Genomic DNA, 13,947 nt, shown 5'->3' with positions numbered 1-13,947 from the left:
CTTTGGCGTTGGCGCTATCGCCCGCGCTTGTTTAGTCTCAAGTCACAACAAAACCAAGCCAGAGTGCTTACGCCGTGAACAAATCACAAATAATGGGGGTGACATTGGCTACTGTCCTGTTGTCTGCGCAAGGTGCTGCTGCGGAGCTGCCTGATCCTGAGTCGGTGAGCACTGACCGTTTGCAGTTGATGGAAGGCTTTCCGCCGCCGGCGGATAAACAAATCACTCACGCCGGATTTATGCGGCCCTATCCTAATCCCCGTTGGAGCTTTCACCATGCGCGGGAGCTGTTTCCGTCTCGGCGTGTGGCCCGTGGTAATGAGGATGTGTATGTTTTGCCGCGCGTTGATGGATTGGAGCAGCAAATCGCGGAGCTGACTTTCACCGGTCCGGATGGCGAGCCGATGAGCTTTGTCCAATACCTGGATTCAACCTATGTCGATGGCGTGCTGATCATGCAGCACGGCAAGGTGCTGTTCGAGCGCTATCAGCCCGGCGTGCCTGAGAATGAGCCGCATATTCTCTGGTCGGTGACCAAGTCGGTGGTGGGACTGCTGGCGACGCAGTTGATCGAGGAGGGCGAGCTGGACCCCGACGCGCTGGTCACCCGCTATCTTCCGGAGCTGGGAAACAGCGGCTGGCGAGGGGCTACGGTGCAGCAGGTGCTGGATATGACGGCGGATATCGACTACAGCGAGATCTACGCTGATCGTACTTCGGATGTCGCCAAGTATTCACGTGCCGCGGGTATGAGTGCTGTACCTCATGACTACACCGGCGCAAAAGACCTGTATAGCTATCTGCCGACCATTGGTCCTGGCGTGGATGATCACGGCAAGGCGTTCCGTTATCGCACCACGCATACGGAGACCCTGGGCTGGATCCTTCGGCGAGTCACTGGTCTGTCCACGGCGGCGCTGATCGAGCAGCGTATCTGGAGCAAGCTGGGTGCGGAGCAAGATGGTTATATGCTGCTGGATTCGAAGGGTACCGAGTGGGCGGGTGCGGGTTTCAACGTGACGCTGCGTGATCTGGCCCGCTTTGCGGAGATGGTGCGCCTAAACGGAGAGTTCAACGGTCAGCAGGTGGTGAGTCCCGGGGTGGTTCAGATGATCCGCGAAGGTGGGGACCGGGAAGCATTCAAGGCAGCCGGACGGGATTTCCAGCCGGGCTATTCCTATCGCAACCAGTGGTGGATCAGCCATAACGACGATGGCGCGTTCGAGGCACTGGGTGTGCATGGCCAGATGATTCACATTAACCCGGCGGTCGGGATGGTGATGGTGCGGTTGTCTTCGCACCCGGTTGCGACCAGTGCCGAGACGATGCCCGCAACCATTTCGGCAATGGCGGCGTTGGCGAACCTGTTGCGCGCAAACGCGGACTGATAGCGGTCGCGTTATCGGGACGCGAAGAGGTCCACGCCCTTCGCGCAGCGCGTTTTATTCTTCCTGATCGCTCAGTGCTGCGCTAGCAGGATTCAGTTTAGTGCCGTCTGCCCGGAAATAGCTCATCAAGCCCTTCGAGGTCACCGGAATAGGCCAGCCGGTTTGGCGTAGCAAATGCAAAACGACCCTTTGCCTCCTTTTGTTGTTAAAATCCCCGACAACGCTCTAGAACGGTCCAGGTTGATCAGGGTTGCTGTGGTTTGATAAATTCCAAAGCATCCCGATTGTTGATCGTGGTTCCTCAACTCAATCGGAGCTTATCTATGCGGCCAACGCTGCCACGCGCGCACAAGCTACGCACCCGTCTTAACACAGCCCGGGGTTTTACCTTGATGGAGCTGCTGATCGTCATCGTGATTGTCGGCATTCTTGCGTCCATCGCGCTACCGTCATATCAGGGCTATATCAAGAAGAGCCGGGCCAAAACCGCGGCGGCTGATCTCGTCTCACTGGCCGCGGTAGTGGAGGGGCGGTTCCAACGATCGCTGGCGTACCCGACGTCTGATATCAACGGCACCGCAGCGCTGAAATCAGCGTTCGGCCAGTGGAGCCCCGCCCAGGCTGAGCATTTTTCCCATGCCTTTATCGCGGGCGCACCCTATCGGTTGACCGCGACAGGTAGCGGCCCGATGCAGGGCTGTACGCTGAGTCTGAATGCTGAAAACCAGCGTACGGCAACGCCCGAGTGCGGATTCACCTCGTGGTAGTTCGGGTTCGCAATCTGCAGGCGGGCGTCACCTTGATCGAGCTGGCGGTGGTGCTCCTGATCATCGGGTTACTGGCGTTGGCCGCTTCTCCCCTCACGTCCTCCTGGACGACCAATTCGGATCTGCACACCGCGGCGGGTCAGCTGAATCAGGCTTACAACCATGCGAAAGCGGCGGCTCTGCGTAACGCTTCGGGTGCTGTGGGCGATCAGCCAGCGGCACGTATCGCCTTTGATCCTGCGGTCAGGGAATTGAAGGTGTGTAAAACCCCGACCGGTGCCTGCAGCAACGTACTGTGGCGAGCCACTTTACCCTCCGGCGTGAAGCTGAGCCTGACGGGGGTGAGTCTTCCTGTTGAGCTGAACAATCGCGGGCAGCCCGTTACGCCGTTCACGGCAAGTCTGTCCAAGGGAGGTGAGACTGATGTTCACACATTCAATTGATTCGACGTCGCGGTTCCCCCAGCGAAATCAGCAGGGCGTCTCGCTTATCGAGGCGCTGATCAGCGTGTTGTTGGCGGCAATTACCGGCCTGGGTCTGGCGTTCATCACTGCTCAGGGGCTTTCTACACAACGCTATGCGACTACGCAAAATCAGGTGCTGTTAGGCCTGCGCGAAGCGTTGCTTGCAGAGCCCGACGTTACATCAATAGACGTGGCCGGGAGCGCCGTCGGCTTCAGTCGTGAACTCGAAACACTACAGCTGCAAGTGCGCATCGGGAATGTCGAGAAAACTGTCTCCGTTGATACCGATACGCTGGTCGTGACGGACGACCCCGGCGGCCTGATTGGCGGCGACGGCGCTTTCCGGCTTGGGTACTAAACTCATGGTTGTCGGGACGCATAGCCGACAGCGGGGTGTATCCCTGATCAGCCTGATGATCGGGCTGCTGATCTCGCTTATTGCCGTGGTGGGCATGATGGCGCTGTACCGTACGGTCGTACACACTACGGCAGAGTCGGGCAGTTATGCACGCATGACCGGCGATCGCTCGGCGGCTGTGCTGACGGCGCATGTGCATTTGCAGGAAGCTGGGTTCGGCATCGATGAGGCGCGCTTGGGAGCTGATCTCGCGTTCTGTTCCGGCAACCTGGCGCAGGGGTTGTTGACCATTGGTACCTGCTCCGCCAGTCGCCGTGGCACGTTGTTGTTATGGCGCACACAATCTACCGGGGAGCGCTGCGCCGGGCTGTATATGGCGCCCACCGGTGATTTGCAATACTTGAAACCCCAGCCGTGCGCAGGCGCAGCGCTGGGAGGCGCCTGGCAGCAGCAGGACCGCGTCAGGCTCTATACCAAAAGCCTGGACGGTGCGGTTTTTGATTCAATGGAGTTGCGCGAGGAGAGCTGCCAGGCGCTGGGTGTGGCCGGCGCGGGTGCCCTCAAAGTGAACCTTGTCGCCCATCATCCGGTGGCAGAACAGTACGATGCCGCCGACCCCGACACCTTTGTGCTGATCAACAGCAGTACCTGTCTGATTAACTTCCAGTGAGGCCAGGATGACTCTTCCATTTGCGGCCAGAAAGCAGCACGGCATCGCCACCATACTCACCGTGGTATTGCTCGGCCTGTCGCTGGCGTCCGCTACTCTGGTGGGCGTTTCACATTTGCGCTCCAGTCAGGAGCTCAGTACCAGCCTACATGCGCAAACCATGGCACAGAAACGAGCGTGGTTGGCCGCCGATGCGTTTGGCGATTTTCTGACACAAGTGATACAGGATCAAGCTGATTGGCAAACCTTCGACGAGGCGGCTCGAACGCAGCCCGCCTCCTTGCAGATGGGCGGATTGGACGGAGTGGCGCTGCGCCTCGCCAGCTACGACGACACTCTGCCTTCTGCCCGCACGCTGGCGCTTCACATAACCGCCACCGCTGCACAGGGTTCCCGCGCCGCCGCATCTACCACTCTGGAAGCGGTGTATCAGATCACACCGCCAGGGGTGACCGAGGGGGAGGGCCCGCAACCAGACCGTCGCGTCATCCAATTCCGGGACGGTCTGAATATCAGTGGCGATCTGCGCGTGCTGACGCTGCCCGGTGAGAGTTACCAGATCACTGTGGATGGCGACGTGAATCTGGGAGGGTTATCAGCCGGCGGGATCGATGTGATTCGGTCCACCAGGTCGATCCGCTTTGTTGGGGGCTCTTCCACTGACTTCAGGGAGATGCACGCCAATTGTGACGTGCAGCTAAGTAACGGCGCGTTCAGCGTGGAGACCGTCAAGGCGACACGTAATGCCTGCCTGGCTAACACCATCAACAGTCAATCGATCGTTGCAAATGGCTCGGTTGAGGTGACTGGCGGTGTGCATGGCGATATTCGTGCATTGGCCAACAAGCCGACGGGGGTGGCGCAGTGCGCAACGGGAGCTGCGCAACTATGTTCCATAACCCCGGGCTTTGGTGTGCGCACCAGACCGTCACCGCGCATCGCGAATATCTATTCCAAAAACCACGTTGAGTTCAACAGCAGTGTCAGCGTGGGACGGGTCCAGGCAGAGGGAGATCTGCTTATAAGTGGGTGCTCGCCAGATTGGGCCACGGCCACCTACGGCGGCAGTTTCGCTAATAATCCCAGCTGCAGCCGCTCGGCAACGCGATCGGCCCAGCCTGTGCTGCTGGAGCCGGTGCCGGCTGTGGAGGTTGAGCCGGAGACCTTCGACGCCAATGCGTTGCGTGATAGCGCCAATTACATCTATTCAACAACAGATGGGGCAGTGCGGGTCAAGATCCAGAACGTCGACGGGATTCGGGACTCGGCTGACGAGCTCAACCCGTCAGACGTACGCCAAAACGGTTACTACTTTCGTGCCGCCAATATCATCGACCCCACTAACCCGGGCTGGACCAGCCGTACCGTGGCCGGTTACGCCTGTATCAACAACAACGCGCCGTCGCGCCGCGATGAAACGGACGGACATTGTCTGGCTCAGTTAGGGCGCTCGCATAATCTCACCACCCCTTTACCCCAGCTCAGCAGCAACAATGTCTGGCTTTTCAATGGCGACAGTCACGCCCCGGGCATTGTTCTGGTCGCGGGAGATATGGAGATCGGCAGCGGTACTTACACCAATACGTTCATCGCGACGGGCAATCTACATGTGACCACTGCAGGCGGGGCGGTATTTGCGCTGAATTATGCTGGTCACGATGGCGTCACTGTAGAAGGCCATACGGCCATGGGCGTATGCAACAATTCCATCTATCCATTCCGGCCGACGGAGTTCTGCAAGAATGGCGGCTATGACCATCGCGCTTATGGCGCGATCGGTAACTATGCTCTACTCGCCGGGAGTTGCCCGCCGGGCAGCCCGGACGGTTGTGTCAGCAGTCTTTATTCGGGTGGAGATATTCGTGTCGAGAAAGCCGTATTCGGCGCTACGAAAGCGGGCAATCTGTTCAGCAGTTCCGGCAGCGCCAGGCTTTACGGGTACGTCTCGTCGCTGGCCCAGCGCAATAACGGTACGACTATCAACATGATGGGGGCCAGCACGACCATTAATCTACAGGTCCCGGTCGAACTGCAGGAACGATATGATCCCGCCGGCGGTGTTGTTCTCAACGAAGGTGGCGGCACGAGCGGAACGCCCGGCGAAGCGACACCGGGTGCTGTCGAGTTGCGTTGGGGGCGCTACCTGTAGTTTTGTTGGATTGGGGCGGGTGAGATCAACGGCGCTTGCTGCCCATTGACCTCACCCTGACCGGTTATTGTGCCGCTACGCGCCAGACCGTATTCGACAGGTCGTCCGCAACAATCAGCGCGCCGCGTGGATCTACGGTCACCCCAACAGGCCGGCCACGTGTTGTGCCGTCCTCATCGCGAAAACCCGTGACAAAGTCGACCGGTTCGCCGGATGGACGACCATCACTGAAGGGCACAAAGATGACCTTGTAGCCAACGGGGTCCTCGCGATTCCAGCTGCCATGCTCGCCAATGAACGCACCTTCAGAAAACTCGGCGCCCATTACCTCTGACGAGAAATCCAGGCCGAGTGCGGCCACATGTGAGCCCAGGCTGTAATCGGGGGTAATGGTTTCGGCTACCTTGTCGGGGTCCTGCGGGCGTACCCGCGGATCAACATTCTGGCCCCAATAGCTATACGGCCAACCGTAGAAACCATCCTCTTGCACAGAGGTAAGGTAGTCCGGCACGAGATCAGGTCCGAGTTCATCTCGCTCGTTTACCGCTGCCCAGAGCTGATCGGTTCCGGGCTTGATAGCGAGCGCGGTGGGGTTGCGCAGACCTGTGGCGTAGGGCTTGTAAGCGCCAGTCTCGGTGTTGATCTGCCAGACCATTGCCCGATCTACCTCAGCCTCCATGCCGCGTTCGGTGATATTGCTGTTGGAGCCTATGCCGACGTACAAAAAGCGTCCGTCGGGGCTGATGGTCATTGCCTTGGTCCAGTGATGATTGATCTCGGAAGGAAGGTCGACGATCTTTTCCGGCGGCCCACTGGCCTGGGTCTGGCCTTCGTCATAATCGAAGCGCACCAGGGCGTCCTGGTTGGCGACATACAGGTTGCCATCGTAGAACGCGAGCCCATAAGGCGCATTGAGATTGTCCGCGAAGACGCCCTGTTCTTCGTACGTGCCGTCGCCATTGCTATCGCGCAGCAATGTCAGCCGGTTTCCGCTTTCAACAGAGGTGTTGCCCTTGGCCTTTATATACCCGGCGATCACGTCTTTTGGCTTGAGCTTTGGAGCGTTCCCTCCGCGGCCTTCGGCCACCAGAATATCGCCGTTGGGCAGCACCAGTGTCTGGCGAGGAATCTGCAGCTCTGTGGCAATGGCCGTTACGGTGAATCCATCCGGGACGATTGGCCGTTTATCGCCCCATTGTTCCGGTTCGGCAATTTCCATACTCGGCAACAGGCCGCGCTGGGGTTCGGGTAATTCGGGGTCGGGACCATGTAGATTTGCCGATTCCTGTTGTTCCCCACCACAGGCGCCCAGCATCAACGTCAGTAAGCTCAACGATAGCGTTTTCGAATATTTCATTCTGCTGCTCCCGAGCGAAGGTTCGTAAGGCCAACCCAGGTGGCGGCACAGGCGAGCAAGGTGACGATAACCGAAAGCACAAGGCCGGTGGGCATGATCGCCCAGGCGTCCTTGGCGTGCTGAAGCGCGTTGATGAAACCCAGGATCCAGGTCGCAATCAGGAGAATGAGATACAGAACGTATTTCCCACGTTGGGCGCCGGCGCGAAATACGCCAATGATCGCGCATAGTATCGCCAGACCGTTGAATACCAGGCCGCCAGCGAGCAGCCAGGAGGCGAAATTGCTCCATTGAATCTGGAAGGTATTGAAATAGGCGATATCACTCAGCAGCGCGCCAAGAAAAAGCGGAATGGTGCTGGCGAGTAGGGTGGCGTGTAATGGGTGTATCGTTTGGTGCTGATAATGTCGGTCGACAGTCGCGGTCACGGCGGATTCCTCATTGCTGATCCAGTGATGCCCTGGAGCGGGACGCGCTCTAAAGCATTGCAAAGTTGTGCGTGCAAGGGCGTCGTACTGCCGGAGTATAGTTCACCGCGACCCGCTGGCCAGGCGGGTTTCCATCAATACAGCGGATTCCGCGTGAAGATGGAGAACGAATCAACTGGTGCCGCTTTCCGGATCGTTAAGCGCCCGCTGACCTGATGCGCCCATCTGGCCCTGTTTCGGTTATTGAGTCATATCGTCTGAATGGTCCTGAATCTCATCGCAGGCCTTTTGCTGCTCATCTTTGGACAGGCCTTCCCATCTCGCTTCTGCTTCTCTCATGCCTGCCATATAAGCCTGCTCGAAGCTGTCCTCGTCCATGCCATTCTTTGCCAGGGTTTGCTGCTGTTGCGACTTGAGTTCATTGAGCTGCTCTTCCGAATAGCCTCCGCATATCGAAGCAGTCAGATGCATGGCACCGCCGAATTTCGCCAACTGTGTTTGCGAGTCGTCCACCGGCGGCGTCTCCTGAGCCTGGCTGATGCCAGAAGCGCAGACCAGCGCGAGAGCGGACAACAGGGCAAGGCTGGTGCGCTTTTGGGTTGTGAATATCGACATAAGCATTCCTTGTGTGATCGCAGGGATAGGTCTGCAACTGCGTTGGACCCTGTCGTGGGGGAAAATGCTCATAAGCGTGGCGGATTATTGGTGGACTGTTTCGAAGGTCCGGCGGTTCTCGCAATACCCGTAAAGCGAGTGCAGCCCCGACGCACGACCGAGACAGGTGATAACTCAGTGGCTAAAGCGCCCGGAACGCTGGATGTACATGGACCCAGCGCAATACATAGAGCGCTGAAAATAGATGCTTCGTGCAGCTAGACTTTACATAATTACTGCAATACGCCCAGATTATTGACAGCCGTCTCGGCTCCACCGGAGAGGAATTTATGAGCATCGGTAAAGAGTTCAAGGCTTTTGCAATGCGTGGCAATGTCATCGATATGGCAGTGGGTATTGTCATTGGTGCTGCGTTCGGCAAGGTGGTGTCGTCATTTGTAGACAATATCGTGATGCCGCCGCTGGGGATGTTGATTGGTGGGGTGGACTTCAGTGACTTGGCCATTGTGTTGAGGGAAGCCCGAGGCGATCTGGAAGCAGTCACCATAGGCTACGGTGCTTTTATCCAGAGTGTCGTTGATTTTCTTATCATTGCTGCAGCGATTTTTGTTGCAATACGGGTGATGAACAGCCTCAAGCGCAAGGAAGAAGAAGCGCCTCCAGCGCCGGTTGTGCCTAGCATCGAAGAGGTGTTGCTGACGGATATCCGTGATCTGCTCAAGGGGCAAGCAAAAAGCAGCAACCGTGACGGGTAAAACTCCCTTCAAGGAACACTCATAGTAGGACGAAGTTCTCGCCTTGGCTCTCGTTGGGTTTTTTGGCGGGTGATGCTCCATTGTAGTAACTATTGATTGAAGCTGATAATGGCACTTTGCACCATGTCGAACCTAGATGCACCATCTCAGCGCATCGGTGAAGTTGCGAAAGTTGCAGTTATTGTTGTGGATATTGCCTAATTGGTTGATAAATAAAGGTTTAAAAAAGCTGGCAAGCTTAATGCTAAAGACTTCATACTAACTTTCTTCGCACCTTGGATTAAGCAAACATGGAGTACTACCGCATGATGAAAAAACTTGCCGCTGTCGTTGCCGCTGCCAGCTCGATTGGTTTTGCCAGCATTTCTCAGGCTGAAGCCTTTGATACTGCTGTGGGAGAGCTCGATGTAAGCATGACCGCTACGCTTGCCAGCGATTACATCTGGCGCGGCCAGTCTCAGACCGATGGCTCTGGTGCCGTTCAGGGCAGTCTGGATATCGCCCATGAAAGCGGCCTGTATGTCGGTGCCTGGGCGTCCAACATTGATGGCTCGGAGGACGGCTTTGACGGTGCGAGTATTGAGATCGATTATTACGTCGGCTACGGCGGAGACATCACTGATAACGTCAGCTATGACCTCCAATGGGCCACCTATACCTATCCGGGGAACAGTTCCTGGGACGTGGATGAAGTTATCGGCAGCCTCGCATTCTACGGTTTCAATACAGGCGTGAAGTATGCGTATGAGGTTGATCCGGAGCCGCTCTATTATTTCCTCGATTACGGTTTCAGCCTTCCATATGAGCTGGGTCTCGGACTGCACTATGGCTATGCCGATGCCAACGACAGCGAGGTTGACAACTATAGTGATTGGGCCGTAAGTCTCGGCAAGAGCATGCTGGGTCTTGATCTGGCGCTAATGTATTCAAATACCGATATTGACGGTGGTTGCAATGGCAACTGCGATTCAAACGTAACCTTCTCGGTATCCAAGACACTCTGATTCGTCGGCGTTTGCTACGCCCCGGACTCATCGTCTGCATTTACGCCGGTTCCGCTCTCGGGCCGGCGTCTTTTTTACTTCCTCCGAACGCTCCAGAGCTGGTCGTGGCCAGAGCTTTGCGCCCCTGGCGTTATCCCGCCCGGCACACTGCTTGTGCAGTATCAGAAGGCGCGCTGTTATCATCCAGTGATGTACCCCTGATGAGCGCTAACCGATGAAAAGCTGGATATTCCTTTCCGTGGCAATTGTCGCTGAAGTGATCGGGACCACCGCATTGAAAGCGAGCGCCGGGTTCAGCAAACCATGGCCGTCGGTGCTGGTTGTGGTCGGTTACGGCATTGCTTTCTACCTGCTGGCGCTGACGCTGCGCACTATCCCGGTGGGTGTCGCCTACGCCGTCTGGTCAGGCGCAGGCATAGTGCTTATCACTGCGGTGGCCTGGCTGCTGTTTGGCCAGAAGCTGGACCTGCCAGCGTTTATCGGGATGGGACTGATCATTTCAGGTGTGATCGTCCTGAACGTGTTTTCCAAGGCGGTGGTGTAGTCAGGATGCGGTCCGTGGCAGGCCTGGTCTGAAATGTGGTTAGGCAGGTAACGTGGTTGTGGCTCGCCGGCCGGTCTATTTGGTGCCCATCCGGTGAGCTTTCTGGTCCCGCTGGGGGGCCCGTTACCCGAAGGCAATCCGGGTCACCCGGCGGTTTATGATTCCAATACGCTGCAATGCCGAGACGCAGGATGTTGAGAATGGTGCCGTCCTGCTTACCGCTGCACCAACTTCTCAATAAGACTGACGAAGCGGTCCATGTAGCTCTTCACGAACTGATGGCTGTCTTCGCCGATCTCGCCGTTCTCGGTAATCAGGCCGGGGCGGAATTGCAGATAGGCTTCACCGCCCAATACCACCGAGCCAAGAATACCCATGATTTGACGAAGATGCTGCTGGGCCAGCGCTGCGCCCATCGCGCCCGGTGACGCGCCAGTCATGGCGACGGGCTTGTCGAACCAGACGTTCTTGTCCATCGGCTTGGAACCCCAGTCGAGGGCGTTTTTCAGCACTGCGGGGAGCGATCTGTTGTGCTCGGGTGTGACAATCAACACTGCATCGGCTGCACGGATTTCGTCAGTGAACCGGTTCACGCTGGCTGGGCGCTCGCTTTCGAGATCCAGGTTGTATAACGGCAGGTCATCAATCTGGGGGTAGCTGACCTCGATGTGGCCGGGCAGCAGTTTGGCAATAGCTTCGGCTAATTGGCGGTTGGTGGATTCGCGGCGGTTGCTGCCTACGATAATAGCCAGGTGGTAAGTACTCATAGTTGACTGTCTCCGTTCAGCGTCGGGCGAGCTATTCGCCGACTGGCTTGGTTGCTTTGATGGGGCCATTATTGGACAGGTAATCAGATATAAAAAGGGCAATAATTGCTGGATTGTTATCGATTAATTGGATTGTTTGCGTCGATTTTGCTACATGGAGAAAAAGGCTGCTTGTTTCCCGGCACAATAAAAAGGCAGCCTCAGGGCTGCCTTTTTGTTCCGCGACCACGTTCCGTGGCTTGTCAGTGGCCATGTAGGCGATTCAACGCCGCTCCAGCAGAACCCCCGACTCCATATGGTGGGTATAGGGGAACTGGTCGAACAGTGCGCAGCGGGTGATGCGGTGGGTTGCGTTCAGCTCTTCCAGGTTGGCGGCAAGTGTCTCGGGATTACACGAGATGTACAGAATACGCTCATAACCCTTCACCAGATCCAGCGTGGCGGGGTCGAGGCCAGCGCGGGGCGGGTCGACGAATACCGTGCCGAAGTTGAAGTCGTTCAGCTCGATGCCGCGCAGACGGCGGAATTCCCGTACTCCGGTGAGTGCCTCGGTGACTTCTTCGCTGGCCAGGCGCACCAGGGTTACGTTTTCCACCCCGTTGGCTTCCAGGTTTTCAACCGCCGAGTATACCGAGCGCTTGGCCAGCTCCGTGGCCATTACGCGGCGGAAGCAGGTGGACAGCGGCAGAGTGAAGTTACCGTTGCCGCAATAGAGTTCAAGCAGATCATCATCGTTCTGGCCGGCGGCCTCAACGGCCCAGCTCAACATGTGCTGGTTGACCTGGCCGTTGGGCTGGGTAAAGCCGCCTTCAACCTGCTGATAGCGCCAGGTGCGGCCAGCGACGGTGAGTTCTTCCTGCACGTGATCACGCTGCAGAACGCGCTTGCGTCCGCGGCTGCGACCGATCAACAGGATATCGAGCTGTTCGGCCAGTCGCTCGGCAGAGGCGTCCCATTGCTCGTCAATCGGGCGGTGATAGCAGAGCGTGACCAATGCTTCATTGGTGAGCGTGGTGAGAAATTCCACCTGGAACAGTTTCTTGCCCAGTACCGGGTCGGCTTTGCAGGCTTCCAGTAAGGGGCCCATCAGCTCGTTGATGCGTTTGCTGGCTATCGGCAGCTGTTCGATCAGTATCGGTTTATGTTTGTCGCCTTGCTCGAACATGGCGTAATGCGGGACGCCACCTTCGTACCACAGACGAAACTCGGCGCGTAGCCGGAAGTGTTCCAGTGGCGAGGTGAACACCTGTGGCTCGGGCGCACCGAAAGGGGCGAGCAGGTCAACCAGGCGCTGGCGCTTGGCGGCGAGTTGCTGGTCGTAGTTGGCTGGATCGAATTGCACGCCCATTAGCTGAACAACGCCAGTTTGATAACGAACAGACCGGCCAGTGCGTACAGGCTGAGGTTCAGGTCCCGATGCCGTCCGGCGAGCAACTTGATGACAACCCAGGCGATAAAGCCAAGGGCGATGCCGTTGGCAATGGAGAAGGTCAGCGGCATGACCAGCGCAGTGATCACCACCGGAGCAGCTTCGGTCAGATCCTCCCAGTCGACCTGTACCAGTCCGCCCGTCATGAGGACGGCGACAAAGAGCAGGGCCGGTGCGGTGGCGAATGCTGGAACAGCGCCAGCCAGCGGAGAAAAGAACAGGCAGAGCAGGAATAGCAGGGCAACTACGCAGGCAGTCATACCGGTACGGCCGCCGACCGCTGTCCCGGCTGCGGATTCTACGTAGCTGGTGGTGGTCGAAGTACCCAGCATCGAGCCAGCCATGGTTGCCGTGCTGTCGGCCATCAACGCGCGGCCAAGACGCGGCAGATTACCGTTCTCGTCAACCAGCCTGGCCCGTTGCGCCACACCGATGAGCGTTCCGGATGTATCGAACAGGTCAACGAACAGGAAGGCGAAAATGACGCTGACCAGACCGATATCCAGCGCCCCGCGCAGATCCAGTTCCATGAAGGTGGGTGCCAGACTGGGCGGAGCAGACATCAGCCCGTTTGTCTGGGAAATTCCGCTAAGCAGGCTGATACCCGTGATGAGCAGTATTCCTATCATCACTGCGCCGGTTATCTTCCGATAGGACAACGCAACAATCACTGCGAATCCCAGAGCGGCCAACAATGGCGCTGGCTGGCCGAGATCGCCGAGCGTGACCAGGGTGGCCGGGTGATCGACCACGAACCCTGCGTTTTTCAGCGCGATCAATGCCAGGAACAGCCCGATACCCGCGGCGATGGCTGAGCGCAGCGGCAGGGGGATGCTATTGATGATCCATTCGCGAACCTTGAAGATGCTCAGCAGAAAGAACAGAAAGCCGGAGATGAATACCGCGCCAAGCGCGACCTGCCAGCTGTAGCCCATCGACCCGACGACGGTATAGCTGAAAAAGGCGTTCAGGCCCATGCCCGGAGCCAGCGCTATCGGATAGTTGGCCCAGAGGCCCATGATCAGTGAGCCGATCGCGGCGGCCAGACAGGTCGCTACGAAGGCGGCGCCGGGGTCAATACCGGCATCGGCCATCATCATGGGATTGACGAAGATGATATACGCCATGGTCAGGAAGGTGGTTACGCCGGCAAGAATTTCGGTGCGTACCGTAGTGCCGTGGGCTTTGAGTTGGAACAGCTTTTCCAGCATGGGAGGTCTCGGTTAGGTGGGGCCGAAAACGCGGCATTTTA

16 protein-coding genes are annotated in these 13,947 nt (G+C 57.7%); 9 read left to right on the top strand and 7 right to left on the bottom strand.

Annotated features, from left to right (window positions below):
• Positions 1-74: 74 nt before the first annotated feature.
• From G3M63_RS00245 to G3M63_RS00220, 6 genes are all read left to right on the top strand, one after another.
• A complete protein-coding gene (locus G3M63_RS00245; RefSeq protein WP_163981535.1) occupies positions 75-1,388 on the top strand; it encodes a serine hydrolase in 1,314 nt (437 codons plus the stop codon).
• 323 nt (positions 1,389-1,711) lie between these two features.
• The gene (locus tag G3M63_RS00240; protein WP_163981534.1) at positions 1,712-2,155 is read left to right on the top strand and encodes a type IV pilin protein; all 444 of its coding nucleotides are present in this window, start codon (positions 1,712-1,714) and stop codon (positions 2,153-2,155) included.
• Complete coding sequence (locus tag G3M63_RS00235) at positions 2,149-2,598, top strand: prepilin-type N-terminal cleavage/methylation domain-containing protein (RefSeq protein WP_163981533.1); 450 nt, start codon at positions 2,149-2,151, stop codon at positions 2,596-2,598. Before G3M63_RS00240 ends, G3M63_RS00235 begins: the two co-directional genes overlap by 7 nt.
• Positions 2,579-2,977, top strand: coding sequence for a prepilin-type N-terminal cleavage/methylation domain-containing protein (locus tag G3M63_RS00230; protein WP_163981532.1), 399 nt, complete (start codon positions 2,579-2,581; stop codon positions 2,975-2,977). Before G3M63_RS00235 ends, G3M63_RS00230 begins: the two co-directional genes overlap by 20 nt.
• On the top strand, positions 2,967-3,647 hold the full coding sequence (locus G3M63_RS00225) for a PilW family protein (protein WP_163981531.1): 681 nt from the start codon (positions 2,967-2,969) through the stop codon (positions 3,645-3,647). The genes G3M63_RS00230 and G3M63_RS00225 overlap by 11 nt, the downstream gene beginning before the upstream one ends.
• Positions 3,648-3,654: 7 nt before the next feature.
• Complete coding sequence (locus tag G3M63_RS00220) at positions 3,655-5,796, top strand: hypothetical protein (RefSeq protein ID WP_163981530.1); 2,142 nt, start codon at positions 3,655-3,657, stop codon at positions 5,794-5,796.
• A 64-nt stretch (positions 5,797-5,860) separates the two neighbouring features.
• Here the strand turns inward: G3M63_RS00220 and G3M63_RS00215 are convergent, their stop codons facing one another.
• The 3 genes from G3M63_RS00215 to G3M63_RS00205 form a co-directional block, all read right to left on the bottom strand.
• Positions 5,861-7,153: a sorbosone dehydrogenase family protein gene (locus tag G3M63_RS00215; protein ID WP_163981529.1), complete on the bottom strand. Its 1,293-nt coding sequence runs from the start codon at positions 7,151-7,153 to the stop codon at positions 5,861-5,863.
• A complete protein-coding gene (locus G3M63_RS00210) occupies positions 7,150-7,581 on the bottom strand; it encodes a DUF2231 domain-containing protein (protein ID WP_150299505.1) in 432 nt (143 codons plus the stop codon). Before G3M63_RS00210 ends, G3M63_RS00215 begins: the two co-directional genes overlap by 4 nt.
• Before the next feature lie 240 nt (positions 7,582-7,821).
• Entirely contained in the window at positions 7,822-8,196 is a 375-nt protein-coding gene (locus tag G3M63_RS00205; RefSeq protein ID WP_163981528.1) for a hypothetical protein, read from the bottom strand.
• Between the two features lie 329 nt (positions 8,197-8,525).
• Between G3M63_RS00205 and mscL the strand changes: the two genes are divergently transcribed.
• The 3 genes from mscL to G3M63_RS00190 all read left to right on the top strand — a co-directional run bounded on the left by mscL (position 8,526) and on the right by G3M63_RS00190 (position 10,499).
• Complete coding sequence (gene mscL, locus G3M63_RS00200; RefSeq protein WP_150299507.1) at positions 8,526-8,951, top strand: large-conductance mechanosensitive channel protein MscL; 426 nt, start codon at positions 8,526-8,528, stop codon at positions 8,949-8,951.
• Between the two features lie 305 nt (positions 8,952-9,256).
• Positions 9,257-9,955, top strand: a complete 699-nt coding sequence (locus G3M63_RS00195) for a TorF family putative porin (protein WP_163981527.1) — start codon at positions 9,257-9,259, stop codon at positions 9,953-9,955.
• Between the two features lie 214 nt (positions 9,956-10,169).
• On the top strand, positions 10,170-10,499 hold the full coding sequence (locus G3M63_RS00190) for an SMR family transporter (protein WP_150299509.1): 330 nt from the start codon (positions 10,170-10,172) through the stop codon (positions 10,497-10,499).
• 215 nt (positions 10,500-10,714) lie between these two features.
• Here G3M63_RS00190 and G3M63_RS00185 read toward each other — a convergent pair whose 3' ends face one another.
• Genes G3M63_RS00185 through G3M63_RS00170 form a run of 4 tightly spaced genes read right to left on the bottom strand, consistent with a single transcriptional unit; the run spans position 10,715 to position 13,906 of the window.
• Positions 10,715-11,266, bottom strand: a complete 552-nt coding sequence (locus G3M63_RS00185; protein ID WP_163981526.1) for an NADPH-dependent FMN reductase — start codon at positions 11,264-11,266, stop codon at positions 10,715-10,717.
• 31 nt (positions 11,267-11,297) lie between these two features.
• Positions 11,298-11,519 (bottom strand): hypothetical protein, encoded by a 222-nt coding sequence (locus G3M63_RS00180; protein ID WP_163981525.1) that lies wholly within the window; start codon positions 11,517-11,519, stop codon positions 11,298-11,300.
• Positions 11,520-11,528: 9 nt separating this feature from the next.
• Positions 11,529-12,614, bottom strand: a complete 1,086-nt coding sequence (gene trmA / locus G3M63_RS00175) for a tRNA (uridine(54)-C5)-methyltransferase TrmA (protein WP_150299510.1) — start codon at positions 12,612-12,614, stop codon at positions 11,529-11,531.
• Entirely contained in the window at positions 12,614-13,906 is a 1,293-nt protein-coding gene (locus G3M63_RS00170; protein WP_163981524.1) for an NCS2 family permease, read from the bottom strand. The genes trmA and G3M63_RS00170 overlap by 1 nt, the downstream gene beginning before the upstream one ends.
• Positions 13,907-13,947 lie beyond the last annotated feature (41 nt).

The organism is Pseudomonas sp. OIL-1 (genome assembly GCF_010669185.1).
Lineage (GTDB): Bacteria > Pseudomonadota > Gammaproteobacteria > Pseudomonadales > Pseudomonadaceae > Halopseudomonas > Halopseudomonas profundi.
Note: the sequence above shows the minus strand (reverse complement) of the source record. Positions and strands in the feature narration are given on the sequence as shown.